The sequence below is a fragment of the Pseudomonas sp. 31-12 genome, assembly GCF_003151075.1.
Taxonomy (GTDB): Bacteria; Pseudomonadota; Gammaproteobacteria; order Pseudomonadales; family Pseudomonadaceae; genus Aquipseudomonas.
The window spans coordinates 5,845,719-5,871,431 of sequence record NZ_CP029482.1 but is presented as its reverse complement, the minus strand read 5'-3'; the positions used below and the strand labels follow the sequence as shown (position 1 = coordinate 5,871,431).

Below are 25,713 nucleotides of genomic sequence, written 5' to 3'. Positions count from 1 at the left end.
TAATCGAGTCCCGTCGCCGCGCCTATTTGACCGCCATGCAGGTGGTCAACTGGCTGCCGCGCACCGAATTGCCCTTTGCCGCGCCCTCGCGTCCCGAGTTGCTGGAGATGCCGGAGCCGCTGGTCGTCGCGCCGGTGGTGCCTGCTTCTGCGCCAGCTCCTACCGCCAACGCCGCCGCTGCGCCGGTGGTGACGCCGACGGAACGGGTCAAGATCGAAGTGCCGCGCCCCTCGTTGGCCAGCACGCGCACGAACGCCAAGGTCGAAGAAGAGGCCGCGCCGGTCGCGGTCAAAGCGCCGGTCGTGCCGCCACCGCGTTTTTCCCTGCAATTGCTGCGCGCCGGTCGTTGCCTGCTGTTGGTCGAGTTACCCACAGGCGAAACGTTCCAGACCCGCGACCCTGCCTATCTGCTGCTCAAGGACATGCTGCGCGCCGCCGGTCTGCCGGACAGCCCGCAGATCATCGGTGAGCCGGTACGCTGGCCGCTGCTGGTCCGGGGTACCATGGACCAGGGCCCGGAAGCCGCTCGGGATTTCGTGCAAGGTTTCCTCTCGGCCCGACTGGAAGACGCTCCGTGTGTCTGCGTGTGGCTGATCGGCTTGCCGGCCGTGCGTTTTGCCGGTGAGGCAAATGCCGAATCCTTCAACCGCGAACTCCAGGTCGAAGGCCTGGGCTCGGTCTGGGCCCTGCCGGGCCTGGAATTATTAATGGAAGAGCCACAGCGTAAGGCTGATGTCTGGCAAGCCATGCGTCGGCTGATGGCGCGCTGGAAAGAATCAAATGAGTGACGCTGTATCGTTCCGCCCGATGACCGAGGCGGACCTGGACGCTGTACTGAAAATCGAATACGCGGCGTACAGCCATCCCTGGACCCGCGGGATTTTTCTCGATGGGTTGGGTAAATATCAGATCTGGCTGATGTTCGAAGGCCAGCAGCAAGTCGGTCATGGCGTGGTGCAGATCATCCTTGATGAAGCGCACCTGCTGAACATCACCGTCAAGCCGGAGAATCAGGGCCGTGGCCTGGGTTTGACGCTGCTGGAGCATTTGATGTCCCGGGCGTATGACGCCAAGGCGCGAGAGTGTTTCCTGGAAGTGCGCGACAGTAACCGTGGGGCGTTCAAGTTGTATGAGCGGTATGGGTTTAACGAGATTGGCCGTCGTCGGGATTATTATCCGGCGGTGGGCGGGCGAGAAGATGCCGTGGTTATGGCCTGCACCCTCGTCGATTGAACTACAGCTATTGTGGCGAGGGAGCTTGCTCCCGCTAGGCCGCGAAGCGATCCTGAAATTTTACGACTGCTTCGCAGCCGAGCGGGAGCAAGCTCCCTCGCCACAGATCAACGATTACCATCCATCGGATCCCGCTTCGCCAGTTCCTCTTCATCCAGCCCATTGCCCCCGCCAATATCGTCTTCATCGACAATGCTCAAATCCCAATCCGCCTGATCGCCTTCACCGGCCTCATGGGCATCCCGCGCGCCGTCTTCACGGATCAACGTTTCCGGGCTCATGTCGTCGTCGGTAGACTCATGGTCATCGGTCGAGGCGCCGGTCATGCCGGCTTCACGCACGCGTTCGCGAGGCATCAGGCGCTCGCGTTCGTTTTCCGGTAACTCGTCGCCGATTTTCGCGCTGGGCTCTTCCTCGTCGAAGTCCAGCTCATGCATCGAACCCATGCGGTCTTCGTTATCATCGATGGGCTCGGGTTGCACCGCATCGTACGGACGTCGTGAATCAGTCATGGCAATTCCTCATACTGTGGGCCTTACTAGGGTGGACCCACTGAACTCCTGAGAATTCCACCGGCCATACTTGCATCAAGCGCGTGACCCCGACGGGCGGTTGTCTGTCAAACCAGCGCATCATTCTTGAGGCTTTACAGCATGAACGAATTACAAGATCTGATTGATAACAACGAACGCTGGGCCGAGGCGATCAAACAGGAAGATCCGGACTTCTTCTCCAAGCTGGCCCGCCAACAGACGCCGGAATACTTGTGGATTGGTTGTTCCGACGCCCGGGTGCCGGCGAACGAGATCGTCGGCATGCTGCCCGGCGACCTGTTCGTCCACCGCAACGTCGCCAATGTGGTGCTGCACACGGACCTCAACTGCCTGTCGGTGATTCAGTACGCAGTCGACGTGCTCAAGGTCAAACACATCCTCGTCACTGGCCACTATGGCTGCGGTGGTGTGCGCGCCTCGATGCAGGATCGTCAGTTGGGCCTGATCGACGGTTGGTTGCGCTCGATTCGTGACCTCTATTACGAAAAGCGCGAACAACTGGCCGAGTTACCGACTGAAGAAGAGCGGGTTGACCGTCTCTGCGAGCTCAACGTGATCCAGCAAGTGGCAAACGTCGGCCACACCAGCATTGTGCAAAACGCCTGGCATCGCGGGCAGAACCTGTCGATCCACGGTTGCATCTATGGCATCAAGGATGGTCGCTGGAAAAGCCTGAACACGACCATCAGTGGTTTTGAGCAATTGCCGCCGCAGTACCGTCTGCGTCCGGTCGAGACGCTGTAACGCCGTTCAGCAAAGACTGCGCCGACGCCAGTGGTGGTAATACAACTGGCCGTCGGCGTTTGGCGGCTCATCGTAGCCGGTGATCCACTCTCGGCATTCGGGACGACCGCAACAGCAGGCGAATTGGCGCAGCAGCTTGTCTTCGGTTGTGGCGAAGTCCATGGTCAAGTGGTCGCCTTTGCGGATGTCCTTCAGCGCCCACAGCCACAGTTCGCTCATGTCGAAAAAGATGTTGGGTGCGCAGGAGTGTTCCAGCAGTCCGCTGAAATGTGGGTCGTAGACGTGAATGCCCGGCGCCAGCTGCCGGGTATGCTGATTGCGGTAAGGCAGCAGATGCCCCGACACGCGGCAGATTCGGCTGATCCGTGGGAAATCGCGCAGGGCCGCAACGGCCACCGCTGATCCATTGGCGTTGTAGATAATCTCGAAATCCGCGCGAGAGGGAAATCCAAGGCTCAGCGGCAGCTCCGGGAATGGGTAGATTCCATCGGGAGGTTGCGCAACGGTCCCGGGCAGGGGGTTAGGTTTCATAACGATCCTTGTCGGCAGCGCGTTGCGATTTCAAAAACTGACGTCCTGTCAGCCCAGCAACACAGGGTGTCACCTCAAGATCTCGCAAATGAAACGAGGGGTCTACTGTCAGAACTGACAGGAGGAAAGTGCGCTTTTGCGCGTAAGCCTTCGCTCACGCGCAAAAGTGCAAGGGTGATTACAGCGCAGGTGCCGCAGTCACAGGTGGCGGGGCTTGCAACTGTTTGAGTTCGGACTGGATCGGCGTCGTCGCGCACTTGGCCACCGCTTGTTCAGGCGTCAGGTTACGGATCGAGGTGTAGAACAGCTCGCAGGTTTTTTCTTTCCGGGTCACTTGCCACGTCTGCGTGCAGCCTTTCAGCTGAACGGTCGGGTCAGTCCCGGGTTTGCTGCCCATGCCCGCCTGCCAGCAGGCGGCGCTCAAGTCCTGGCCCATGACTTTCAGGCCCGCGGCGTCGGCCTTGGCCTGAGCATCCTCGCCGGTGTAGCTCTCCGGGTCGGCGGCGTACCAGATGTAGCTCGGGTGGTTGGAACCCAGCACCGGCACCTTCACCCCGGCGCTCGGGCTGATGGTGGCCAGGCCCAGCACATCAACGGTCGGCCCGTATTGCTGCTTGATCCAGTTACGCACCGGTGCGCCGAACGCGACCATCGGCAATGCCGCGCCGCGGGCGTTCTGACTGACTTCCTTGACCATGGTGGTCTGGTAGTCCTTGAAGTAGTCGTAGACCCCTTCCAGATCCTTGCCAGCACTGGAAGGTGCCGCAATCGGCGCGATATCGATGATGGTCTGGTAGCCCGGCGTCTGATCGGCGGGGATACCGTTGTCGGTCAGCAGCGTGGCCCAGCGATCGGTGGTGGCGGACCGCAGGTAATCCTGGGCCTGCGTCAGGGAGTAATCCGGCGGGAAATGCAGCAATTCGACACTTTTGCGGTTTTCCAGGGCCATGCCCAACGGCAGGAACAGATACCAGCTGTAAGCCCACTTGCCATCAACGCTGAGTTTTTTGGCACCGGTGTAGGCCAGATCACCCGCATCGAGCAGCGCGGCCAGCGGTTTTTCGTAACCCTTTGGCACGCCGCTGATGTCGGCATACAGCTGATCGTTATCGGTTTTGACCCGTACCTTCGCGGTGCTGTAACCGTCGCGTTGCACGCTTTGGGTCAGGTAATGCTCGACCGTCTGCTCGAGCGTCCAGTTGCGAAAGCAAATCACGTTGCAATTGTTTGGGTAGGCGAACAGCCGCGTGACGCGTTCGGTGCTGCCCAGTTTCAGATCGACATTGGCGTGGGCGGCGGCGCTCAGGGTGAGGGCTGCGAGGGTAAGTCCTGTCAGTTTGAACATGCTCAGATCCTTTTCAGCGTGGGACCGCGTTGATCGCGGGCGATAGTTACTTAAGCAGATCGGCCGGCAATCGCTCACCTGAACATCAAATGAGTCAGGTGATACTCCGGGAAATACATCCGGCACACGAAGGTGACGCCGACCATCACCAGCAAAAACACCAACTGTAACGGACTGAAGTGCGCCCAATGCAGCGCGGTCAGCCATGGACGCCTCGCGGCCAGTTCAGGGTCAAGCTGACCGATACGGCGCTTGTGCAAGAGACCGATCAGCATAAAACCGACATAAGTCACCACCCCCGGCCAACCCAACAGAATCCCGAACAGCAACGTGAGGATGGCTTGGGGAATACCATGTCGGATTACCAGCCAGCGGGTATCCGGGTTCCAGTGGCGGGGGACCAGGCCTTCGGTCAGCCACAGGTCATGGACAATGACGTGCGAGATGATCGGCACCCACCAGCTCATGGCGAAACGGAGGAACCAGACCGGAACGCAGGCGAATATCAACGGGATGCTGATGCTGTAGCCCAGGGATTTGTGCTCGGTCGGGAAATAAAACAAGAACAGCGCCAGCGCGATGCCCGCCCAGACTTGCACCCAGGTCTCGTCGGCAATGGGACGCGGCAGGAAACGTCGCCAGTGAAAAACATCGGCGTGGGGCAATCGTAAGCGCAACTCCGGGTAACGCCACTTGAGGGTTTGCGCGAGGTCATGACAGGCCTGCCATTCATTTTGGCCAAAGCCATCGATCATTTTCTTCTGCTGCCCGGGCTTCATCGGGTTCATCAGCAAATGCGCGGCCTGAACGTCAGCGGCCCAGGTCCGGCTGTCTTGCGCCTTGGCCTGCAGGCTTGCGTAGAAGCTTTCCTGATTGCAGCGCTCGATCAGTGCCTGCCAGAGCGACGCCGGTTCAGGATGAATGCCCTTCTCATCGTCCCAGCCAAACACCTGGCCGACACGGTCGAACAGCGGCAGGCTCCATTTGGAGTCGTTGAACAGTTGCAGGAGGATTCGCTGCCACTCCTGACGCCGATCGAACACCTGCAGCCAGGGTTGTTCTGTGTAACTTTTGAGCTGCGTAAGGACTTCCCGCTCTTTGCCGCCTTCGAGTAATTCCTGCAACGACTGCCGATAATCCTGCAGAAGTCCGCTGGCCAGCGCATCTCGCTGCCAATCGGTCATCTCGATGTTTTGCCAGGGCGCGAGCCAATCGAGGTGCTGGACCGCCCACGAGGCAATCGAATTGCGCAAGCCCGGATGATCGAAGCACAACGCCAGCAGCAACTTCTCAAACGCCTGGGCGCAGTGCTGTTGTTGTGCTTGCGCCCAGCGCTCGGACAGGTTCTGCGCCGAGAGCCCGTCGAGTAACGCACGTGCCGCCAACTCATCCGGCGCGACGTCCGGTTCGTGCAAGGCCTGGGGATCGGACAGTGCAAGATTCAGCGAGCGAAGAGGGGGTGGACTTTCAATGCTCAGCGGACGCAGATCGAGCACATCGGACCACGCCTGGAGGTTGGCGTGATTCGGCTGTTCGACGACTTCGGCTGTTGCGACTTCAGGTTCTTCGGCGGCATATTCGGCTCGCCATTGCGCAACATCCAGCGCTCGCTCATAGGCTTCGCGCAAGCGCTGAAAGCCTTCCGGATCTTCGTCGGGCCGGAAGGTTTTCAGCAGTCGCGCATAACTTCGCTTGATGGTGCGCGCGTCGGCGTCTTCGGGCAGTTCCAGCACAGACCAGCAATCCATGTTGCCGCTCCTTACTGCCAGAGGCCGTTGTCCAGCGTGCCCAGTTGCCGGGTCAGTTCGCTACGCGCTTCACGGATCCGGCGTTCATCCTGTGAATCAAGCACGTGCTGAAACTGTTTGGCCCAATGACCGATCTGCTCACGCATCTGCCCCAGGCTTTCCTGATAGAGACGCTCAAGACGTGCCGTCAATACCGTGTTGACCTGCTGATCGCGCGGATGAATCTTCAACAGCGCCAGGCCCTCCAGGCGCTGCTGAATCTCCTCGGGCGTGAGCACGCCGGGGTTGTTTTCGATGACCAGCGAATGCTTGTCGCCCGTCAGCGGGATGACCACCTGGGCTTCGAGCAAACCGTTGTTGTCGTAGGTGAAGCGCACGTCGAGGGCGACTTCGCCGGCCTTGCGTTTCGGTACCTTGATGTCCAACTCGCCCAGCGCAACGTTGTCTTTGACCAGGCGGCTTTCGCCCTGAAAGATCTTCAGCAGCACGTGCTCCTGATTATCTTGCAGGGTGTACACCGTCTTGACCCGGCTCACCGGCACGATGCTGTTGCGCTCGATGATCGGCAGGTAGTGACCGCTTTCATATTGCTGGCCGATCTGGGTAGTCGTCTCGATGCCCAAGGTGTAGGAACAGACGTCCGTCAGCACCACTTCTTCCAGCGCTGCGGAGCGTGCTTTCAACGCCGCTTGAATCGCCGCACCGTGGGCCACGACTTCGTCCGGATCGAGAGTGATCGAAGGAAAACGCCCAAACAGGCCGGCCGCCAGTTTGCGAACCAGCGGCATGCGCGTCGTACCGCCCACCAGCAGGATTTCGTCGAGATCGCTGACGCGAATCCGCGCGTCTCTCAGGGCCCGCTCGATCGGTGTGCGCAGGCGTTCGAGTAACGGCGTGTAGAGCGTCGCCAATTGTTGTTGGGTGATGGTTTGCGTCCATTGCTGGCCATCGACCCGCAGGCTGAATTCGGCGCTGCTGTCCTGACCCAGGGCTTTGCGCACGCGCTCGGCCTCACGACGCAACGGCTGGATGATGCTGGTGCGGTCAGGAAAGTTGTCGGTGTTGCGATGGTGTTCGAGAAAGTGCTCAAGCAGCACGCTGTCGAAATCTTCGCCACCGAGGAAGTTGTCGCCGGCGCTGGCGCGCACTTCCATCACTCCGTCGAAGAGCTCCAGGATCGACACGTCGAAGGTGCCGCCACCGAGGTCGAAGACCAGGAACGAGGTTTCCTTGTCCCGTTGATGCAGCCCATAGGCCAGCGCCGCCGCAGTCGGCTCGTTGATCAGTTTTTCAACTTTCAGACCGGCCAGTTCACCGGCAATGCGCGTGGCCTTGCGCTGGGCATCGCTGAAGTAGGCCGGCACGCTGACCACCGCTTCATGCACGGTTTCACCAAAGGCCCGCTCGACATCTTCCTTCAGGCTTTTGAGCACCAGCGCCGAAAGCTCCTCGGGGCGGAATGACCGGTCTCCCAGTCGCACTTCCGTGGCGCTGCCCATGTGCCGCTTGAACAGCGAAGCGGTCTGGCGCGGGTGAGTGTGCAAACGCTCGCGGGCGGCCTGGCCGACCAGAACGCGGCCTTGAGCATCGAGCCCGACCACGCTGGGGGTGAGGAACTGGCCGAGTGCATTGGGCACCAACTCGCTGGACTCCCCACGCCAGACGGCGACGAGGCTGTTGGTGGTCCCCAGGTCAATCCCTACGATCATGCGATGAACTCCCTTTCCGGCCTGCAAAAAGTTGAAACAGATAATATTCGCGCAAGGATATTACCGGAGCAGCGGGGCGGTAAAGGAAAGTAGTGGCACTGAGCTATTATTTGCGACGGGACGCAGTTGATCCTCAGAGGACAACTGTTTTGAATACAACCGGGATTTTAATGTGGGAGCGAGCAAGTCGAATCGTCGCACCGCCGCTCCCACAGTAGTTTTGTGGTGATTATCAGGTCGGGATTAAGGCATCACCGGCGGCGTATACGTCAGCGTCGTTCCCAGCGCCCACAGCAAAAACAGCACCAGCGGCGTGTGCACCAACAACTGCACGAATGAAAAGCCGATCAAGTCCCGCGCCTTCAACCCGAGCACGCCCAGCAGCGGCAACATGTAGAACGGGTTGATCAGGTTCGGCAGGGCTTCCGCCGCGTTGTAGATCTGCACGGCCCAACCCAGGTGGTAGTTCAGGTCGGTGGCCACTTGCATGACGTACGGCGCTTCGATGATCCATTTACCGCCGCCGGACGGGATGAAGAAACCCAGGATCGCCGAGTACACGCCCATCAGCAGCGCATAAGTGTCGTGGGACGCAATGCTGACGAAAAACGTTGAGATGTGGTGCGCCAGCGTCTGAGCGTCAGTGCCTTTGACCGTGGTCATCAGCGCGGCGATCGAGCCGTACAGTGGAAACTGGATCAGCACGCCGGTGGTGGTCGGCACGGCTCGCGCCACGGCATCGAGGAAACTGCGCGGACGCCAGTGCAACAGCGCGCCAAGCATGATGAACAGGAAGTTGTAAGTGTTCAGGCCCGAGATCGCGCTGATCGCAGGCTTGGTCGAAAACTCGTGGAACAACCATCCCGCCGCCAGCAGCACCAGCAAAATCGTCAGCAGTGGACTGTGCTCCAGCCATTCGCCGGGGCGGGTGCGCGGTTGCAGCGGCGGCAGGTTGAAGCTTGGGTCGATGCCGCAGGCTTCGGCGTCGCGGGCTGTTTTCGGCCCCGGCGCGGTGGCGTAGGCGATGATCAGCGAGATCACGATCAGGGCCAGCAACATGACGCCGGACTGCCAGAGAAAGATGGTCTGGGTGAAGGGAATGACGCCAGTGATCGACAGAATCGATGGTGGCAGGCTGGCCGGGTTGGCCTGCAATTGCGCGGCGGACGACGACAGGCCCAAAGCCCACACGGCGCCGAGACCCAGATACGCGGCAGCACCGGCGGCGCGGTAATCCATTTTCAGGTCGGTGCGGCGAGCGAGGGCGCGCACCAGCAGACCGCCGAACACCAGCGACAAACCCCAGTTCAGCAGCGACGCAACCATGGAAATCAACGCGACCCAGGCCACGGCCGAGCGCCCGTTTTTCGGGATCCGCGCCAAGCGGTCGATGAGCTTCACCGCGGGCGGGGAGCTGGCGACCACATAACCGCCGATCACCACGAACGCCATCTGCATGGTGAACGGGATCAGGCTCCAGAAACCGTCACCAAACGCCATCGCCGCATCGGTCGGTTTGGCGCCCATGAACAGGGTGGCCACTGTGACGATGATCACCGCCAGCGCGGCAAATACCCAGGAGTCGGGGAACCAGCGTTCGGCAAAACTTGAGCAGCGCAGGGCAAAACGGGCGGAGCGGGTATCTTCGATATCAGCGGCCACGGGAGTACCTCGAATTTTTATGTTTATTGTGGTCTTTGGGGCGGCAAAGGCCCGTCTGGACAGGTGCCAACAGTAAATCAATCAGTCATATTTTGTGACGAAGATTAACCGGTCTGAGACTTTCGTCTAACGGGTTGTCCGTGGGCGCATTTGCGTAGACCATGGGCGCCTTGGTTTTTTGCCCGTGCCAGAGTTCTTTTCATGACTGCCAACACCGATTCGCGCCCGGCGCCGTTCAGCCGCTCGGACTACAAGACCCTTGGCCTGGCGGCCCTTGGCGGCGCGCTGGAAATCTACGACTTCATCATTTTCGTATTTTTCGCGCTGACCCTCAGCCAGCTGTTTTTCCCGCCGGAAATGCCCGAGTGGTTGCGCTTGCTGCAAAGCTTCGGGATCTTCGTGACGGGTTATCTGGCGCGTCCATTGGGCGGCATTCTGATGGCGCACTTCGCCGACCGGATGGGGCGCAAGAAGGTCTTCAGTCTGAGCATCCTGATGATGGCGCTGCCGTGCCTGCTGATCGGGATCATGCCGACCTACGCCCAGATCGGCTATTTCGCACCACTTTTGCTGTTGGCCCTGCGGGTCTTGCAAGGCGCGGCAGTCGGCGGAGAAGTGCCGAGCGCCTGGGTGTTCGTCGCCGAACATGCGCCGGCCGGGCATCGCGGTTATGCCCTGGGTTTCCTTCAGGCCGGGCTGACCTTTGGCTACCTGATCGGCGCCTTGACGGCGACCTTTCTGGCGCAGGCGTTCACCCCGGCGGAAATCCTCGATTACGCCTGGCGCTACCCGTTCCTGCTGGGCGGCGTGTTTGGCGTGATTGGTGTCTGGCTGCGCCGCTGGCTCAGCGAAACCCCGGTGTTCATGGCCATGCAGGCGAAGCGCGATGCCGCTGTCGAACTGCCGTTGCGCACGGTCTTGCGCGAACATCGCCTGGCGATATTACCGGCGATGATCCTCACCTGCGTACTGACATCGGCGGTGGTGGTGTTCGTGGTCATCACCCCGACCATGATGCAGAAAACTTTCGGCATGACCGCCAGCCACACCTTCGCCTTGAGCGCGTTGGGCATTGTGTTCCTGAACATCGGCTGCGTACTCGCCGGGCTGCTCGTCGATCGCATCGGTGCCTGGCGCACGGTCATGCTTTACAGCCTGCTGCTGCCGCTGGGCATTGGCGTGCTTTATACGTGCCTGATCACCGGCGGCGACTGGATCGGCTTGGCGTACGCGATTGCCGGTCTCGGTTGCGGGGTCGTCGGCGCGGTGCCGTCAGTGATGGTCAGCCTGTTTCCGGCGCGGATTCGCGTCTCGGGGATTTCCTTCACCTACAACATTGCCTATGCGGCATGGGCAAGCATCACACCGCTGTTGCTGATCGGTCTGATGCCGTGGAGTCCGTGGATTTGCGTGATCTTCAGCGCGGTAATGGGCGCGGTGGGCGTGAGCAGCGCGGCGTATTTCGGCACACGCATGCCACGGGTTGAACACTGCCCGGCCACCGGCACGGCATGAATGAAAAACCCGGCAGGCGTGTCCCAACTATTTTTGTAGGACAAACCTGAAACACTCTTCAGAAAATATCCGCAAGGCCGATGGCTAGGCTGCATGCCGCTTTCCTTCCCTGTCCATCGGTGCTTTCCATGTTCAACAAACGCTTGAAGCAGGAGCTGTCGGCTCTTCGCGAAGAACTCTCCAGCCTTCAGCAAGTGAAGGAAAGTCTGGAAAGCGAGATGCTGGTCCTGACCCTCGATCCCGATGGGCGGATTCAATCGGTCAACCAGAACTTCCTCGGCGAGATGCTCTACAAGAGCAGCGACCTGATCGGCCGGCACATCGAAGACATCGTCCCTCCCCATGTGAAATCGGACGAATTCCACCACCGCTTCAAGTCTGCGCTGACCCGTGGCGAGCACTTCGCCGGCACTGTGCGTTTGTTGCGTGGCAATGGCCAAGAAGCCTGGCTGCGCTCGATCGCGCAGCCGGTGCGGTCCTCGGAAGGGCGCATCAAGCACTTCTCGATTTACTCCAGCGACCTGACCCGCACCATCGAGGCGTCCCGCGAGCATGAGAACCTGATCGGTGCGCTGGTGCGTTCGACGGCGGTCATCGAGTTCGATCTCAATGGCAACGTGCTGGCGGCCAACGAGCGCTTCCTCAGCGGCATGGGTTACAGCCTGGCGCAGATCAAAGGCAAACATCACCGTACTTTCTGCGAACCTGAGGAGTACAGCAGCGCTGAGTATCAGAACTTCTGGCGCCGTTTGAACGCTGGCGAGTTCGTGGCGGGCCGCTTCAAGCGTGTGGACAGCCACGGTCGTGTGGTCTGGCTGGAGGCGTCCTACAACCCGGTGGTCGATGCCAACAACACGCTGTACAAAGTGGTGAAGTTCGCCACGGTGATTACCGATCAGGTCAATCAGGAGCAGGCGGTCGCCGAAGCGGCCAACATCGCCTACAGCACCTCCCAGCAAACCGATCAAAGCGCCCAGCGCGGCACCGCCGTGGTGACTCAAGCCGTGGACGTGATGCGTGATCTCGCCCGGCATATGCAGACCGCCGGCGAAGGCATCGAAGCGCTGAACGAGCAGTCGCTGGTCATTGGCACCATCGTCAAAACCATCAGCGGCATTGCCGAACAGACCAACCTGCTGGCGCTTAACGCGGCGATCGAAGCGGCGCGCGCCGGTGAGCAGGGCCGGGGTTTTGCCGTGGTCGCGGATGAAGTCCGGCAACTGGCTTCGCGCACCAGTCAGGCCACCGATGAAATCGTCGGCGTGGTGCGTCAGAACCAGGACATGGCGCGCAATGCCGTGGCCCTGATGACCGACGGCAAACTCCAGGCTGAACAAGGCCTGGCGCTGGCGGCGGAGGCGGGCACGGTGATCGTCGAGATCCAGGACGGCGCGCAGAAAGTGGTGAACGCGGTCGGGCAGTTCGCCAATCAACTGGCGACTTGATACCTGCGCTCCTTTTGGAAATCGCTACAATCGGCGTTTTCCACAGGAGCAGCCCTCATGAGCGTTTCCCATCGCCGTCCGGTTCCCTTGTCCAAGGCTTATCGCCTGCTCAATCACGGGCCGACCGTTCTGGTCAGCGCGGCGCATGACGGTCAGCGCAACATCATGGCCGCCGCGTGGGCGATGCCGCTGGATTTCGAGCCGCCGAAAATCGCCGTGGTGCTGGACAAGTCCACCTGGACCCGACAACTGCTGGAAGCGTCGGGAACCTTCGTGTTGAACGTTCCCTGCGCTGCACAGGCCGATATCGCCCAGACTGTGGGCTCGACGTCGGGACTGGAACTGACTCAAGGCCAGGGTCAGGACAAGTTTCAGGTCTATGGCCTGCAGACGTTCAGCGGTGAGCTGATCGATGCACCGATGCTTGAAGGTTGCGTCGCCTGGCTGGAATGCCGACTGCTGCCGGAGCCCAACAATCATCAGCAATACGATCTGTTCGTGGCCGAGGTGATTGCCGCCCAGGCCGATGAGCGCGTGTTCAGCGAAGGCCGTTGGCACTTCGAAGGGCACGACGCACTGCGCACCTTGCACCACGTGGCTGGCGGGCATTTCCTGACAATCGGTGACCCGGTGGACGGCAAGACCCTGCAGCCGTAAACCGGCTGCCTTTCACACCCAGACGTCATTCTGCGCCGTGCGTTCGCCACCCTCGCTGCCCGTGTTCAACACACCCTTGGGCTCAATCAGCAGCAACTTCACTTCCTGTTCGGCGCTGGGTTTGTGCTCGACACCCTTTGGCACCACGTACATTTCGCCCGCGTTTATCAGAACGTGGCCATCGCGAAAGTCGATGCGCAACTGCCCTTCAAGCACGATGAAGGTCTCGTCGGTATCCAGGTGATCGTGCCAGATGAAATCCCCCAGCAATTTCACCACTTTGAACTGGTAGTCGTTCATTTCGGCGATGACCCGCGGGCTCCAGTGCGAGTCGATCCGGGCGATTTTTTCAGCGAAGTTCAGGCTTTGGTAGGCGTTCATGAAACGAGCTCTCGTGGTTGATCGTGAATCCACGATAGTCGGCACGACAGCGGGTTTCTTGCACGATTGTGCGTGGCTCAGCGCTGGTGCATTTTCATCCAGCGGGCGGGCGACAGGCCGTAGGTCTTGCTGAATTGCCGGGTCATGTGGCTCTGGTCGGTGAAGCCGGCGATCAGCGCGGCACTGACCAGCGACTGGCCCTGGATGAGCAGTGCGCGGACCAGGTCCAGGCGGCGCATCGTCAGGTATCGATAAGGGCTGGTGCCGAACAACAGGCGAAAATCCCTCGACAGACTCCAGCGATCCCGGCCGCTGTGTTGCGCCAGTTCCTCCAGTGTCACCGTGCGATCCAGGGCGCTGTGGATAAACTCCCGCGCGCGTTCTGCCGCCACGTAGTCGAAGCGCTGGCGTTTGTCTGGCGCGCCGGAGACGCTGCTCAAGGCGTGCGCCAGATCGAACAGCGCGTCCTGTTCTTCCAGCGGGTCGAGGGGACAATCCAGGCTTCGCAGCAGCACGTCGGTGGCGGCGAACAGGCGTGGGTCGGTCGACAATCCCGTCTTGATGAACGGCAGCGGCTGCCCGCCAAGTATCTGCTGGATCAGCGCCGGTTCGATGTACATCATTCGGTATTTGAAACCGGCCTCGGTGCCGGCCTCGCCATCGTGGACTTCGTCCGGGTGCAGCACCAACGTCCCGCCCGGCAGACTGTGGCGCCAGCCGCCGCGGTACTGAAAACTCTGCACGCCGGCCAGGGTGCGGCCGATTGCATAGGTGTCATGGCGGTGGAGGTCGTAGCCGTGGCCCGCAAAAAACGCCTCGAAACGCTTAACCCCGCCCACGTCGGGCGCGCGGTGGAACCAGTCGATGGGAGGCGTGTGCTTGGCCATGGTGTCGTTGTCTTGAACTCAATGCGAACACGGTAACCCAGGGACCGGCCACCTGTCTGCTGCCCGACAAAAGCCATTGGGCCGGTAGAAAACCGTGGGCAAATGTTGCAAGGTATCGAGCATTCTCTGAAGCCACGAAGGCGCCGATATTATGGAAATGACTCCTCTGAGCTACGCCGCACCGCTGTTGTCCCTGGCGCTTTTATGGACGGTGGCGGTAGTGACGCCGGGCCCCAATTTTTTCAATACCGCGCAATTGGCCGCCAGTTGCTCCCGCCGCCATGGCGTAGTGGCTGCGTTGGGCGTGGCGACGGGCACCGTACTCTGGGGACTGGCGGGAGGCCTTGGCATCAAGTCACTGTTCAGCGCGGCACCGACGTTGTACCTGAGCTTCAAGATTGCCGGTGGTTGTTACCTGATTTACCTGGGCCTGAAACAGTTCAAGCGCAAACCGGCGGTGATGCCGGGGGACAGTTCGTTGAACGGGGCAGGGCGCACGTTGCTGTCGGCTTATGGCCGGGGCTTTGTAGGCAATATGACCAATCCCAAAGCTGCGCTGTTCGTGGCGACGATTTTCGCCACTGCCATGCCTGCCTCCCCGCCACCGATGCTGCTGGCGCTGGCCGTGCTGACGATGGCGACATTGTCATTCGGTTGGTATTGCAGTGTGGCGCTGCTGTTCGCCAGCCGTCGGGTGGCGGGGGCCTATGATCGTTCACGTAAATGGCTGGATCGCTTCGCCGGCAGTTGTTACTTGCTGTTCGGCGCGCATCTGGTGGCCAATCGTTGAGGAGTTTTGAATGAGTAAACTGCGGGTAGGTGTGATTTTTGGTGGTCGTTCGGCAGAGCACGAAGTGTCGCTGCAGTCGGCGAAAAACATCGTTGACGCGCTGGATCGGTCGCGGTTCGAACCAGTGCTGATCGGTATCGACAAGCAAGGCCACTGGCACCTCAACGACCCCTCGAATTTCCTGCTCAACCAGGAAAATCCGGCCCTGATCGCCCTCAACCAGTCCAACCGGGAACTGGCCGTGGTACCGGGCAAGGCCAGCCAGCAATTGGTTGAAACCTCCAGTCAGGAACTGCTGGGCCACGTCGACGTGATCTTCCCGATCGTGCACGGCACGCTGGGTGAAGACGGTTGCCTGCAAGGCCTGCTGCGCATGGCGGATTTGCCATTTGTCGGCTCCGACGTGCTTGGCTCGGCGGTGTGCATGGACAAGGACATCAGCAAGCGCCTGCTGCGTGACGCGGGGATTGCGGTCACACCGTTCGTGACATTGAACCGTGTCAGCGCGGCGCGTACAGGGTTCGCCGAAGTCCAGGGCAAACTCGGCCTGCCATTGTTCGTGAAACCGGCGAACCAGGGCTCGTCCGTGGGCGTGAGCAAGGTCAGTGACGAAGCCGAATACACGGCGGCCGTGGAGCTGGCCCTGGGTTTCGATGAAAAAGTATTGATCGAATCCGCTGTCAGTGGCCGCGAGATAGAGTGTGCCGTGCTCGGCAACGAGGACGCCATTGCCAGCGGTTGTGGCGAGATCGTGGTGCGCAGCGGCTTCTATTCCTACGACAGCAAATACATCGACGCTCAAGCGGCTGAGGTCGTCGTACCGGCCAACATCAGCAGCGAAGCCAGTGAGCGCATCCGCGCCTTGGCCGTCGAAGCGTTTCAGGTGCTGGGCTGTTCCGGGCTGGCGCGGGTCGATGTGTTCCTGACCGACAGCGGCGAAGTGCTGATCAACGAAATCAACTCGTTGCCCGGCTTCACCCGAATCAGCATGTACCCCAAACTCTGGCAAGCCACCGGCATGACGTACAGCGAGCTGGTCAGCCGCTTGATCGATCTGGCGCTGGAGAAGCACAAGGCACGGCAAGCGCTGAAGATCACTCGCTGAGCGGCACGCGACTATTCAATCAAGGATTTCTGGATGAGCGATAAAACGGTGAACCTGTTTTCCTACGGCACCTTGCAGGACAAAGCCGTACAACTGGCCAACTTCGGGCGCGAACTGACTGGCCGTGCCGACGCGATGCTGGGTTACGAGCAGTCCTTGGTGGAAATCACCGACCCCGCGGTGTTGGCCACCAGTGGCAAGACGCAACACCCGATTCTTCGGCCGGGCAGCGACAGCAGCGCGCCGATTCCGGGGATGGTGTTCCAGATCACACCCGAGGAACTGGCCGCCGCTGACCGCTATGAAGTGTCGGATTACAAGCGTGTCAGTGTGGTCCTTCAATCCGGGATTGAAGCGTGGGTGTATGTGAGCGCCTAGTTGCGCAACACATCATTATCCCGAATGGCATATGTGAAAAAGGGCCTACCTCCCGGTAAGCCCATGCTTATTCACTTGTAGGACTCAATCCCCCAACGCCGCCCCTTCACGCCGAGGATCGGCCCCGCCCGCCAACGACGCTTTCCCCTGCGCATCCTTCACCCGAACAATCGCCTGGGTGCCGCTGGTCATGTCGATCTCGCTCACGCTGTGCCCTTTGTCCTTCAGCGCCTGAATCAACCCGGCGCTAAACTGGCCCTCTTCCAGTTCTGTCGGGCCGTTGCGGCTGCCGAAGTTGGGCAGGCTGATGGCCGCTTGCGGATCGAGGTTCCAGTCGAGCAGGCCGATGGTGGATTTGGCGACGTATTCGATGATCTGCGAGCCGCCGGGTGAACCGACGGTGGCGAGGAATTCGCCGCTCTGGCGATCGAAGATCAGCGTCGGTGCCATGGACGAGCGGGGGCGTTTGCCGGGTTCGACGCGGTTGGCGACTTTCTGCCCGTTTTCTTCCGGGATGAACGAGAAGTCGGTCATCTGATTGTTGAGCAGGAAGCCCTGCACCATCACGTGCGAGCCGAACGCGGATTCGACGGTGGTGGTCATGGACACCGCGCCCCCTTCGTCATCGACCGCCACCACTTGCGAGGTCGAGATGCGCAGCGGCGAGCGATCCGGCGCGTAGGCGACCTTGATGCCCGGCGGAGTCCCTGGTTTGGCCGTGCCCATGCTGCGATCGCCAATCAGGGCGGCGCGGCTGGCCAGATAGGTCGGGTCCACCAGGCCTTTGACGGGGACGGGTACGAAGTCGGCGTCGGCCAGATACAGCGCGCGGTCGGCATAGGCCAGGCGCTCGGCTTCGGAAATCAGGTGCACGGCTTCTGGCGTCGGCTCGGTGCCGGCGGATTTATCGGTCTTGAGCGGTTTCATTGAGGCCAAGGCGAAGCGCGGATCGCGAACTTCCAGCGCCTGGAGTGTGCCGAGGATCTGCGCCACGGCGATCCCGCCCGACGACGGCGGCGGCATGCCGCAAACCTGCCAGCGTTTATAGTCAGTGCACAGCGGCGCGCGCTCCTTGGCCTGGTAGCCTTGGAGGTCGTTCAGCGACAGGCTGCCGGGGTTGGCATGGCCCTGAACCTTGGCGACGATTTCTTGCGCAACCGGCCCTTTGTACAACGCATCCGGCCCTTCTTTGGCGATGCGTTTGTACACCGCGGCCAGCGCCGGGTTTTTCAGTTGAGTACCGGCCGCTTTCGGGCTGCCATCCGCATTCAGGAAATACGCCACCATGTCCGGCGAGCGGCGCATGGATGAGTCTGAAGCGATCAACTGATGCAGGCGCGGTGAGATGGCGAAACCTTGCTCCGCGAGCCGGATGGCCGGTTCGAACAACTGCGCCCACGGCAGGCGACCGTGTTTCTGATGAGCCAACTCAAGCGCCCGTAATACGCCGGGCGTTCCCACCGAGCGGCCACCAATCTGTGCTTGGGTGAAGGCCATCGGTTTGCCGTCGGCCTGTAGGAAAAGCTTCTCTGTGGCGCCGGCCGGAGCGGTTTCGCGACCGTCGTACGTGCGCACGTTCTTGCCATCCCACAACACAATGAACGCGCCGCCGCCGATACCCGAGGATTGCGGCTCCACCAGCGTCAGCACTGCTTGCATGGCAATCGCGGCATCAATCGCCGAGCCGCCCTGACGCAGTATTTCCCGGCCGGCTTCGGTTGCCAGAGGGTTGGCCGCTGCGGCCATGTGTTTCGAGGCGTATTGGGTTTTCAGGTCGGTGCGATAACCCGACGCAACTTCCGGCGCGATTGGCAATGTCGAAGTGGGCGGAGCGCTGCAGGCAGCGAGGGTCAGCGCGGTGGCGATCAGCGAAAGGGCTGACAGGCGATAGCGGCTCAAGTGGAAGGCTGAGAACACGTGGGGGCACTCCGTCCGTGGGAAAAGATCATGGGACTTTATCGGCCGTCAGAGCGAGGTGCAAATCACGGACTACAGCACAGGCGCTTTTGTCCTTCATCAGTCGACGGATTTTCTGTAGGGTCGAAGGCAACAGACGGGTCAGAAGATCAACAAGAGGCAGCCATGCAGACCGAGTTTCCCACGCAGCCGAGTTATCGCACTCAACGTGAGCAATTCCTCGCGGCAGCGACCGCGGCCGGAGCGACGTTGACCGAGTATCCTCACCCACTCAAAGGGCCATTCGGCGAGCCCTTGAGCACCGATGTGGCGGTGTTGGGCGATCCGGCCGCCAAGCGACTTCTGATCGCGTTGAGCGGCACCCATGGGGTGGAAGGTTTCTATGGTTCGGGATGCCAGATCAAATGGATGCAGGAGTTGGGCAAGCGTTCACTGCCGGCCGATGTCGCGGTGGTGATGATCCATCTGATCAATCCCTGGGGCACCGCGTGGCTGCGTCGGGTCAACGAGGACAACATCGACCTGAACCGCAATCACCTGAACTTCGAACGTCCGCTGCCGGACAATCGGGATTACGCAGCGCTGCATGATATCTATGCGTTCACTGAGTTGCGGGGGCCCGAACGTGACCGCGCCGATGCCTTGCTCGACGGGCAGATTCAAAAGCACGGCTGGTCGGCGGTGATGTCGATTGTCGAGGGTGGCCAGCACGGTCATCCCGATGGTCTGTTTTATGGCGGGCTGGCGCCGAGCTGGTCGAACCGTACGCTGCACGAAATCCTGCATAAGCATGTTTCCCATGGCGAGGTCGCAATGTGTTTCGACTTGCACACCGGTGCTGGCGAATACGGTCATCCGATGTTGCTGACCATCACCGAGGGCGCTTATCCCGCGCTGCCCGATGCGCAGGCCATCTACGGTCCGTGGCTCTACACGTTGCTCACGAGCGCCGACACCTTGAGTGAGACCGGTGTGGCGGCCACCGCTACGGGCTACACCTCGCAGGCGCTGATCAATGCGCTGCCGCAGGTAAAACTGATGCCGTTCGTGATCGAGTGCGGGACGTATCCGGGGCCGGACGTTCATCGTCATTTGCGCGATGATCATTGGCTGCATCTGCACGGCAATCCGGGTGATGCGGTAGGGCGGGAGATCAAATTGAATCTGCTGGAGCAGTTCTATCCCGCCGACAGCGACTGGCAGGCGATGGTCTGGCTGCGCACCTGGCAGATTTGGGAGCGCGCCTTGTCGGCGTTGCCGACGATTCGTTCTTGAAGTGCTGTTGAGAGGCACTTTTCTCGAGGCATAAAAAAACGGCCTACCTTTCGGTAAGCCGTTTTTAGTACTTGGTGGCTACACAGGGACTTGAACCCCGGACCCCAGCATTATGAATGCTATGCTCTAACCAACTGAGCTATGTAGCCAAGTGGCGCGCATTATTCACCGGTAATGCAGATGCGTCAAGCGTAAATCTAAAATATTTCTCTACGCTTTCAACCGCTTATCCACCTGAGCCGAAAATCCGGACCGGAGGAGGGCGTCAACTGAGCTGAAATCTCCCGGTATTGGCACTCAAGGCCTTGCTGCCCTGGCTCAAGGTGTCCGCTGCCAGGTTCACCGCCCGCGCGCCTTCGAGCAATCTTACCGCTGCCTGATCGACCTGCTGGATGTTGCCACTGACTTCATCGGCAGTGCAGGCCTGTTCCTCAACCGCCGTGGCGATCTGCGCCAGGGTGTCGGTCACGCCTTGTACCGCCAGGGCAATTTCCCCGAGGCGTTCGCCTAAACCGGTCACCGACTGGGCGTCACTTTGCGCCTGGTTACAGGCCGCTTCCATCAGGTTTACCGCTTCATTCACCGTGCTGCGCAGGCTGTCGACCGTGCCGGCGATCTGCGCGGTGGAGGATTGAGTGCGTTGCGAGAGGCTGCGCACTTCATCCGCGACCACTGCAAAGCCGCGACCTTGTTCGCCAGCGCGAGCCGCTTCGATGGCCGCATTGAGCGCCAACAGGTTGGTCTGTTCGGCGACGCCGCGAATGGTGTCGACCACCAATTGAATCTGTTGCCCTTGTTCGCTGACCCGGCCAAGTGCTGCCGCCGTCTCGTTCAAACGCTGGTTGAGCTGCTGAATGCTCGCCGTGGTGCGTTGGCTGTCGCGGCTGCTGTCGGCCGCAATGCGCTGGGTGTGTTGAGCGCTGCCGGAGGCCTGTTCACAACTCTGGGCGACCCCTTGCGAGGTGGCCGCCAATTGCGTGGCTGCAGCGGCGATCTGGCTGATCTGCAACTGCTGCGCTTCAACTTCGCCAAGGGCGCCGCTGGAGTGATGGTTGAGGGTGCGCACCGCATTGCTCACCTGCAAGGTTTCGTGATCGACCCCCAGCAAGCTGTTGCGCAGTTGCACCACCGCTACATTCAGCGCGGTGCTGATGGCCGCCAGTTCGTCGCGGCCCTGCACCGGCACTTGCAGGCTGAGGTTGCCGTCGCGCAACGCTTCGGCCAGCAGGGTGATACCGCTGGCGCTGCGACGGATCGAGGCCTGCAAGCAGATGAACAGGTACAGCGCGGCCAAAAGCAGGCAGCCAAAGATTGTCGCCACCAGAATGAACTGGCGAATCGCCGAGCCATGGTAGTAATCCAGACGCTGATCCAGCGACACCAGCGACTGCTGGCGCAGTGAGGCGAGGTCGGTGAGCAGGCTGTCGAGGCTGCGTTCGAACTCTTCCGGCTTGAGCTTGATGCTGCCGCCGAAGACCCCGTCATCGAGGACTTTCAGTTCGGCGTCCAGATGCTTGAGGCTGTCGTGGTATTGCCCGGCCCAGCTTTGCAAGGCGCTGGGCAGGCGTGCTTCCAGGAGGCTGGCGGTTTTCACCAACTGTTCCCGGGCATCGCCGATGCGGCTGCGCAAGTCGCGCAATTGCAGACGGCTTTGCAGGGTGAACTGCCCGGACACTACTGACGCCTGGCCGACACTGGCCAGGCGGCCAACCCGCTCAATCAGGTCCGGCGCATGTTGCGTCGAGATTTGCGTCAGCAGGTAGGTTTCCAGCCACGGCGCGAGCGTCAGGCGATTGTCCATGGCGATCTGCTCGCGCAAGGCTTGCAGCGCACTCAAGGCATTGGTGAAACGATCGTAGCCATCCGGCCACCAGCCGACGCTGCTCAGGTTTTTCGAGTCGAGGCCGTTGAGTGCGGTTTGCAGCGCCTGATAACGGGTCAGGGTTTCACCCTCGGCGCCTTCGGTTTTAAGCGCATTACCGAGGTCTGTGGTGGCTTGGGTGACGGCGGGTTGAACCGCATCGAACGCGGCCATCGCGGCAAGGGTCGCAGGCGTTGGCTGGCGATTGGTTTCCGTCGCGCGCCAACGCGCCGCGCGGTCACGTTGGGCGGCGAGCAGGTTATCCAGCGCATCCAGGGCGAGCAGTTGACGAACGCCGGCACGTTCGCCGGAGATCAAATTAAGTTTGGCCCGATAGTCCTGACCGATCATCAACAGGCTGCCCGCCAGCGGCAGGATAAACAGCAGGAACAACAGCTGAAATTTGCGTGCGAAGCCAAAACGCCCCAGCAATCCAATCCCCGGTGATAAAAAAGCCTGCATGCCCCATGACTCCTCTGGACACCACGCACCAATGGCGTGCGTCGGGGTCGTTGCGACCGCGACTTGTGCCCCTTTAAAAGGCCTCGAAAGTTCACCCTTGTCAGCTCTGTAGGCCGACTCTGTGGCGAAACTTCCCATTCTCGGTCCCCTTTGTAAGGGGCCGCGTTGAAGCGGATTAACAAGGCAAGATTCAGACCATGGCGTTGCGCTATCACCTTCTCGGCGATGAAAGTCGAGGTCGTTAGCAGGCTAAGGGGATGGCGCTGCTGCACTGAAAAATGGCACATTGACGCACCTGCCCGTGTGCACCCATCTGCTGTACGGAAAATCTCATGGCTATTACGAACGCTCAGACCGGCGCGACGTCGGCACCCGCGACTCCACAAAGCAGCCCGCTGGTCATGCGCATCATCGGCGCGGTGGCGCTGGCGCATTTGATCAACGATTTGATCCAGTCGGTGCTGCCGTCGATTTATCCGATGCTCAAGGCCAACTATGGCCTGACGTTTACCCAGGTTGGATTGATTACCCTGACCTTTCAGCTGACCGCGTCATTGTTGCAACCGTGGGTCGGTTACCACACCGATCGCCATCCCAAACCCTGGCTGCTGCCGGCGGGAACGGTCTGCACGCTGATCGGCATTTTGATGATGTCGGTGGTCGGGAGCTTCCCGATGATTCTGCTCGCGGCGGGGTTGATCGGCATCGGCTCGTCGACCTTCCATCCCGAAGCCTCTCGTGTGGCACGGCTGGCCTCGGGTGGGCGGTTCGGCTTGGCGCAATCGACCTTTCAGGTGGGCGGTAATGCCGGTTCAGCCTTTGGTCCATTGCTGGCGGCGGCGATCATCATTCCGTTCGGCCAGGGCCATGTGGCGTGGTTCGGATTGTTTGCCGTGTTTGCGCTGTTCGTGCTCTATCGGATCAGCCGCTGGTACGCCAATCACTTGAACCTGTTCAAGCTCAAGCAAGGTCAGGCCGCCACTCACGGGCTGTCGAAACGTCGGGTGATCAGTGCGCTGGTGGTGCTCGGGCTGCTGGTGTTCTCCAAGTATTTCTACATGGCGAGCTTCACCAGCTACTTCACCTTCTACCTGATCGAAAAGTTCGACCTGTCGGTGGCCAGTTCGCAGCTGCATCTGTTCCTGTTTCTGGGGGCCGTGGCGGCGGGGACCTTCTTCGGTGGACCCATCGGCGACAAGATTGGGCGTAAGGCGGTGATCTGGTTCTCGATCCTTGGTGTTGCGCCGTTCACCTTGATCCTGCCGCATGTTGATCTGTTCTGGACCAGCATTCTCAGCGTGGTGATTGGCTTCATCCTCGCGTCGGCGTTCTCGGCGATTGTGGTTTACGCCCAGGAACTGGTGCCGGGGAATGTCGGGATGATTGCCGGGGTGTTCTTTGGATTGATGTTCGGTTTTGGCGGGATTGGCGCGGCGTTACTCGGGCATTTGGCTGACATTCACGGCATCGAATACGTGTACTACCTGTGTTCGTTCTTACCGTTGTTAGGCGTGCTGGCGATCTTGCTGCCAAGAACCAAAAAGCCCTGACCAAACACAAATCCCCTGTGGGAGCGAGCCTGCTCGCGATTGCGGTCTCACATTCACCATGGATGTCGTTTGACACTCCGCCATCGCGAGCAGGCTCGCTCCCACATTGGTTTGGTGGTGTGGCGGATGATTGTTTCAGGCACAAAAAAGCCGCGTATCAAACGCGGCTTTTTCTTGTGCGGCTGTTTCGTCTTGAAAACTTAGACGTTGAAACGGAAGTGCATCACGTCGCCGTCTTTAACGATGTAGTCCTTGCCTTCCAGACGCCATTTACCGGCTTCTTTGGTGCCGGCTTCGCCCTTGTACTGGATGAAGTCGTCGTAGGCGATGACTTCGGCGCGGATGAAGCCTTTTTCGAAGTCGGTGTGGATCACGCCAGCGGCTTGTGGTGCGGTGGCACCGACGCGGACGGTCCAGGCGCGGACCTCTTCGACACCGGCGGTGAAGTAGGTCTGCAAGTGCAGCATTTCGTAGCCGGCGCGGATCACGCGGTTCAGGCCAGGTTCTTCCAGGCCCAGGGCTTCGAGGAACATGTCTTTTTCTTCGCCGTCTTCAAGCTCGGCGATTTCGGCTTCGATCTTGTTGCAGACCGGAACCACCATGGCGCCTTCTTCTTCGGCGATGGCTTTGACGATGTCCAGCAGCGGGTTGTTCTCGAAACCGTCTTCAGCGACGTTGGCGATGTACATGACCGGCTTGGTGGTCAGCAGGTGGAAACCACGAATCACCGCTTTATCGTCGGCGCCCATGGTCTTCATCAGGGTGCGCGCTGGCTTGCCGAGGGTGAAGTGAGCGATCAGTTGCTCCAGCAGGCCTTTTTGGACCACGGCGTCCTTGTCACCACCCTTGGCGTTACGCGCGACTTTCTGCAGTTGCTTCTCACAGCTGTCGAGGTCGGCGAAGATCAGTTCCAGGTCGATGATTTCGATGTCGCGTTTCGGGTCGACGCTGTTGGAGACGTGAATCACGTTCTCGTCTTCGAAGCAGCGGACCACGTGGGCGATGGCATCGGTCTCGCGGATGTTGGCGAGGAATTTGTTGCCCAGGCCTTCACCTTTCGAGGCGCCGGCGACCAGGCCCGCGATGTCGACGAATTCCATGGTGGTCGGCAGGATGCGCTTTGGATTGACGATGGCCGCCAGGGCTTCCAGACGCGAATCCGGCATCGGCACGATACCGGTGTTCGGCTCGATGGTGCAGAAGGGGAAGTTCTCGGCCGCGATCCCGGATTTGGTCAGGGCGTTGAACAGGGTGGACTTGCCGACGTTAGGCAGGCCGACGATGCCGCAATTGAATCCCATGGTGTTTCCCCTCGGATAAGAGTCAGGCCTTCTGGCTGTGCAGGTTTTTCATCGCGCGGTTCCATTCCCCGGCGAGGATATCCGGCAGCACGCCGAGGGCAAAGTCGATGCTGGCATCGAGTTTTTCCTGTTCGGCGCGTGGCGCACGACCCAGGACGAAATTTGAAACCATACTGGCAACGCCCGGGTGGCCAATGCCAAGCCGCAAGCGATGAAAGGTATTCTGATTGCCCAGTTGCGCAATGATGTCGCGCAACCCGTTGTGACCGCCGTGACCGCCGCCCTGTTTGAGTTTGGCAACGCCCGGTGGCAGGTCGAGTTCGTCATGCGCCACGAGGATTTCTTCAGGCTTGATGCGGAAGAAACCGGCGAGTGCCGCGACGGCCTGGCCGCTGCGGTTCATGTACGTGGTGGGAATCAGCAGACGAACATCCTGACCCTGGTGCGAATAGCGACCGGTCAGGCCGAAATATTTGCGATCCGCCACAAGGTTTACGCCCTGTGCGTTCGCGATGCGCTCAACAAAAAGGGCCCCTGCGTTATGCCGGGTCTGTTCGTATTCAGCGCCTGGATTTCCCAGGCCAACGATCAGTTTGATGGCAGTCACGATAGGGGCCCTTCCTTGGAGTGGTGGATAACATCGCCGTAATCAGTGTGTGCGGC

At 60.5% G+C, this 25,713-nt stretch carries 23 protein-coding genes, 1 tRNA gene and 1 pseudogene; 12 read left to right on the top strand and 13 right to left on the bottom strand.

Annotated elements, in window-relative coordinates:
- Positions 1 to 35: 35 nt before the first annotated feature.
- On the top strand, positions 36 to 788 hold the full coding sequence (locus DJ564_RS27690) for an energy transducer TonB (protein ID WP_109634844.1): 753 nt from the start codon (positions 36 to 38) through the stop codon (positions 786 to 788).
- Positions 781 to 1,233, top strand: a complete 453-nt coding sequence (rimI, locus tag DJ564_RS27685) for a ribosomal protein S18-alanine N-acetyltransferase (RefSeq protein ID WP_008145534.1) — start codon at positions 781 to 783, stop codon at positions 1,231 to 1,233. Before DJ564_RS27690 ends, rimI begins: the two co-directional genes overlap by 8 nt.
- Positions 1,234 to 1,340: 107 nt before the next feature.
- On the opposite strand, the gene DJ564_RS27680 is transcribed toward rimI, so the two are convergent.
- Complete coding sequence (locus tag DJ564_RS27680) at positions 1,341 to 1,745, bottom strand: serine kinase/phosphatase (RefSeq protein ID WP_109634842.1); 405 nt, start codon at positions 1,743 to 1,745, stop codon at positions 1,341 to 1,343.
- A 141-nt stretch (positions 1,746 to 1,886) separates the two neighbouring features.
- Here DJ564_RS27680 and can point away from each other — a divergent pair, with 141 nt between their 5' ends.
- On the top strand, positions 1,887 to 2,531 hold the full coding sequence (gene can, locus DJ564_RS27675) for a carbonate dehydratase (protein ID WP_109634840.1): 645 nt from the start codon (positions 1,887 to 1,889) through the stop codon (positions 2,529 to 2,531).
- Between the two features lie 6 nt (positions 2,532 to 2,537).
- Here can and DJ564_RS27670 read toward each other — a convergent pair whose 3' ends face one another.
- The 5 genes from DJ564_RS27670 to DJ564_RS27650 all read right to left on the bottom strand — a co-directional run bounded on the left by DJ564_RS27670 (position 2,538) and on the right by DJ564_RS27650 (position 9,526).
- Entirely contained in the window at positions 2,538 to 3,062 is a 525-nt protein-coding gene (locus tag DJ564_RS27670) for an SET domain-containing protein-lysine N-methyltransferase (protein ID WP_109634839.1), read from the bottom strand.
- 178 nt (positions 3,063 to 3,240) lie between these two features.
- Positions 3,241 to 4,407: a hypothetical protein gene (locus DJ564_RS27665; RefSeq protein ID WP_109634837.1), complete on the bottom strand. Its 1,167-nt coding sequence runs from the start codon at positions 4,405 to 4,407 to the stop codon at positions 3,241 to 3,243.
- 74 nt (positions 4,408 to 4,481) lie between these two features.
- A complete protein-coding gene (locus DJ564_RS27660) occupies positions 4,482 to 6,155 on the bottom strand; it encodes a J domain-containing protein (RefSeq protein WP_109634835.1) in 1,674 nt (557 codons plus the stop codon).
- An 11-nt stretch (positions 6,156 to 6,166) separates the two neighbouring features.
- Positions 6,167 to 7,864, bottom strand: coding sequence for a molecular chaperone HscC (locus tag DJ564_RS27655; RefSeq protein ID WP_109634833.1), 1,698 nt, complete (start codon positions 7,862 to 7,864; stop codon positions 6,167 to 6,169).
- A 243-nt stretch (positions 7,865 to 8,107) separates the two neighbouring features.
- Positions 8,108 to 9,526, bottom strand: a complete 1,419-nt coding sequence (locus tag DJ564_RS27650) for a short-chain fatty acid transporter (protein WP_109634832.1) — start codon at positions 9,524 to 9,526, stop codon at positions 8,108 to 8,110.
- Positions 9,527 to 9,727: 201 nt separating this feature from the next.
- Here DJ564_RS27650 and DJ564_RS27645 point away from each other — a divergent pair, with 201 nt between their 5' ends.
- The 4 genes and pseudogenes from DJ564_RS27645 (at position 9,728) to DJ564_RS27635 (ending at position 13,143) form a co-directional block, all read left to right on the top strand.
- Positions 9,728 to 11,041: an MFS transporter gene (locus DJ564_RS27645; protein WP_109634830.1), complete on the top strand. Its 1,314-nt coding sequence runs from the start codon at positions 9,728 to 9,730 to the stop codon at positions 11,039 to 11,041.
- 80 nt (positions 11,042 to 11,121) lie between these two features.
- Positions 11,122 to 11,946 (top strand): annotated as a pseudogene (locus DJ564_RS32990) (PAS domain-containing protein); the annotation flags it as partial.
- On the top strand, positions 11,926 to 12,486 hold the full coding sequence (locus DJ564_RS32985) for a methyl-accepting chemotaxis protein (protein WP_370655159.1): 561 nt from the start codon (positions 11,926 to 11,928) through the stop codon (positions 12,484 to 12,486). The pseudogene DJ564_RS32990 and the gene DJ564_RS32985, both read left to right, overlap by 21 nt.
- Positions 12,487 to 12,543: 57 nt before the next feature.
- Positions 12,544 to 13,143, top strand: coding sequence for a flavin reductase family protein (locus tag DJ564_RS27635; RefSeq protein WP_109634827.1), 600 nt, complete (start codon positions 12,544 to 12,546; stop codon positions 13,141 to 13,143).
- 12 nt (positions 13,144 to 13,155) lie between these two features.
- On the opposite strand, the gene DJ564_RS27630 is transcribed toward DJ564_RS27635, so the two are convergent.
- Together DJ564_RS27630 and DJ564_RS27625 are read right to left on the bottom strand one after the other, a co-directional pair.
- A complete protein-coding gene (locus tag DJ564_RS27630; protein WP_109634825.1) occupies positions 13,156 to 13,524 on the bottom strand; it encodes a cupin domain-containing protein in 369 nt (122 codons plus the stop codon).
- 77 nt (positions 13,525 to 13,601) lie between these two features.
- On the bottom strand, positions 13,602 to 14,411 hold the full coding sequence (locus DJ564_RS27625; protein WP_109634824.1) for an AraC family transcriptional regulator: 810 nt from the start codon (positions 14,409 to 14,411) through the stop codon (positions 13,602 to 13,604).
- Between the two features lie 151 nt (positions 14,412 to 14,562).
- On the opposite strand from DJ564_RS27625, the gene DJ564_RS27620 reads away from it, so the two are divergent.
- The 3 genes from DJ564_RS27620 to DJ564_RS27610 are packed head-to-tail and all read left to right on the top strand — an operon-like array spanning position 14,563 to position 16,684.
- On the top strand, positions 14,563 to 15,201 hold the full coding sequence (locus tag DJ564_RS27620) for a LysE family translocator (RefSeq protein WP_109634822.1): 639 nt from the start codon (positions 14,563 to 14,565) through the stop codon (positions 15,199 to 15,201).
- A gap of 10 nt (positions 15,202 to 15,211) precedes the next feature.
- On the top strand, positions 15,212 to 16,306 hold the full coding sequence (gene ddlA, locus DJ564_RS27615) for a D-alanine--D-alanine ligase (protein ID WP_109634820.1): 1,095 nt from the start codon (positions 15,212 to 15,214) through the stop codon (positions 16,304 to 16,306).
- 33 nt (positions 16,307 to 16,339) lie between these two features.
- Entirely contained in the window at positions 16,340 to 16,684 is a 345-nt protein-coding gene (locus tag DJ564_RS27610; RefSeq protein ID WP_109634818.1) for a gamma-glutamylcyclotransferase family protein, read from the top strand.
- A gap of 84 nt (positions 16,685 to 16,768) precedes the next feature.
- Here the strand turns inward: DJ564_RS27610 and ggt are convergent, their stop codons facing one another.
- Entirely contained in the window at positions 16,769 to 18,601 is a 1,833-nt protein-coding gene (gene ggt / locus DJ564_RS27605) for a gamma-glutamyltransferase (protein WP_109634816.1), read from the bottom strand.
- Positions 18,602 to 18,766: 165 nt separating this feature from the next.
- Between ggt and DJ564_RS27600 the strand changes: the two genes are divergently transcribed.
- Positions 18,767 to 19,876 carry a DUF2817 domain-containing protein gene (locus tag DJ564_RS27600; RefSeq protein ID WP_109634814.1) on the top strand — a complete coding sequence of 370 codons (1,110 nt, stop codon included), beginning with the start codon at positions 18,767 to 18,769 and terminating at the stop codon, positions 19,874 to 19,876.
- Positions 19,877 to 19,948: 72 nt separating this feature from the next.
- Here the strand turns inward: DJ564_RS27600 and DJ564_RS27595 are convergent.
- Together DJ564_RS27595 and DJ564_RS27590 are read right to left on the bottom strand one after the other, a co-directional pair.
- Positions 19,949 to 20,025, bottom strand: a tRNA-Met gene (locus tag DJ564_RS27595).
- A gap of 116 nt (positions 20,026 to 20,141) precedes the next feature.
- The gene (locus tag DJ564_RS27590) at positions 20,142 to 22,199 is read right to left on the bottom strand and encodes a methyl-accepting chemotaxis protein (RefSeq protein WP_109634813.1); all 2,058 of its coding nucleotides are present in this window, start codon (positions 22,197 to 22,199) and stop codon (positions 20,142 to 20,144) included.
- A 332-nt stretch (positions 22,200 to 22,531) separates the two neighbouring features.
- On the opposite strand from DJ564_RS27590, the gene DJ564_RS27585 reads away from it, so the two are divergent.
- Positions 22,532 to 23,749, top strand: coding sequence for an MFS transporter (locus tag DJ564_RS27585; RefSeq protein ID WP_109634811.1), 1,218 nt, complete (start codon positions 22,532 to 22,534; stop codon positions 23,747 to 23,749).
- 200 nt (positions 23,750 to 23,949) lie between these two features.
- On the opposite strand, the gene ychF is transcribed toward DJ564_RS27585, so the two are convergent.
- Together ychF and pth are read right to left on the bottom strand one after the other, a co-directional pair.
- A complete protein-coding gene (gene ychF, locus DJ564_RS27580) occupies positions 23,950 to 25,050 on the bottom strand; it encodes a redox-regulated ATPase YchF (protein WP_046053455.1) in 1,101 nt (366 codons plus the stop codon).
- Positions 25,051 to 25,072: 22 nt separating this feature from the next.
- A complete protein-coding gene (gene pth / locus DJ564_RS27575) occupies positions 25,073 to 25,657 on the bottom strand; it encodes an aminoacyl-tRNA hydrolase (RefSeq protein WP_046030136.1) in 585 nt (194 codons plus the stop codon).
- Between the last annotated feature and the right edge of the window lie 56 nt (positions 25,658 to 25,713).

Coding starts and splice junctions, on each gene's coding strand:
- DJ564_RS27645 (WP_109634830.1), top strand. CDS start 9,728: ATGACTGCCAACACCGATTCGCGCCCGGCGCCGTTCAGCCGCTCGGAC.
- DJ564_RS27680 (WP_109634842.1), bottom strand. CDS start 1,745: ATGACTGATTCACGACGTCCGTACGATGCGGTGCAACCCGAGCCCATC.
- DJ564_RS27625 (WP_109634824.1), bottom strand. CDS start 14,411: ATGGCCAAGCACACGCCTCCCATCGACTGGTTCCACCGCGCGCCCGAC.
- DJ564_RS27590 (WP_109634813.1), bottom strand. CDS start 22,199: ATGCAGGCTTTTTTATCACCGGGGATTGGATTGCTGGGGCGTTTTGGC.
- DJ564_RS27635 (WP_109634827.1), top strand. CDS start 12,544: ATGAGCGTTTCCCATCGCCGTCCGGTTCCCTTGTCCAAGGCTTATCGC.
- DJ564_RS27655 (WP_109634833.1), bottom strand. CDS start 7,864: ATGATCGTAGGGATTGACCTGGGGACCACCAACAGCCTCGTCGCCGTC.
- can (WP_109634840.1), top strand. CDS start 1,887: ATGAACGAATTACAAGATCTGATTGATAACAACGAACGCTGGGCCGAG.
- DJ564_RS27665 (WP_109634837.1), bottom strand. CDS start 4,407: ATGTTCAAACTGACAGGACTTACCCTCGCAGCCCTCACCCTGAGCGCC.
- DJ564_RS27620 (WP_109634822.1), top strand. CDS start 14,563: ATGGAAATGACTCCTCTGAGCTACGCCGCACCGCTGTTGTCCCTGGCG.
- DJ564_RS27600 (WP_109634814.1), top strand. CDS start 18,767: ATGCAGACCGAGTTTCCCACGCAGCCGAGTTATCGCACTCAACGTGAG.
- DJ564_RS27660 (WP_109634835.1), bottom strand. CDS start 6,155: ATGGATTGCTGGTCTGTGCTGGAACTGCCCGAAGACGCCGACGCGCGC.
- DJ564_RS27670 (WP_109634839.1), bottom strand. CDS start 3,062: ATGAAACCTAACCCCCTGCCCGGGACCGTTGCGCAACCTCCCGATGGA.
- ychF (WP_046053455.1), bottom strand. CDS start 25,050: ATGGGATTCAATTGCGGCATCGTCGGCCTGCCTAACGTCGGCAAGTCC.
- DJ564_RS27690 (WP_109634844.1), top strand. CDS start 36: ATGCAGGTGGTCAACTGGCTGCCGCGCACCGAATTGCCCTTTGCCGCG.
- DJ564_RS27610 (WP_109634818.1), top strand. CDS start 16,340: ATGAGCGATAAAACGGTGAACCTGTTTTCCTACGGCACCTTGCAGGAC.
- rimI (WP_008145534.1), top strand. CDS start 781: ATGAGTGACGCTGTATCGTTCCGCCCGATGACCGAGGCGGACCTGGAC.
- DJ564_RS27585 (WP_109634811.1), top strand. CDS start 22,532: ATGGCTATTACGAACGCTCAGACCGGCGCGACGTCGGCACCCGCGACT.
- DJ564_RS27630 (WP_109634825.1), bottom strand. CDS start 13,524: ATGAACGCCTACCAAAGCCTGAACTTCGCTGAAAAAATCGCCCGGATC.
- ddlA (WP_109634820.1), top strand. CDS start 15,212: ATGAGTAAACTGCGGGTAGGTGTGATTTTTGGTGGTCGTTCGGCAGAG.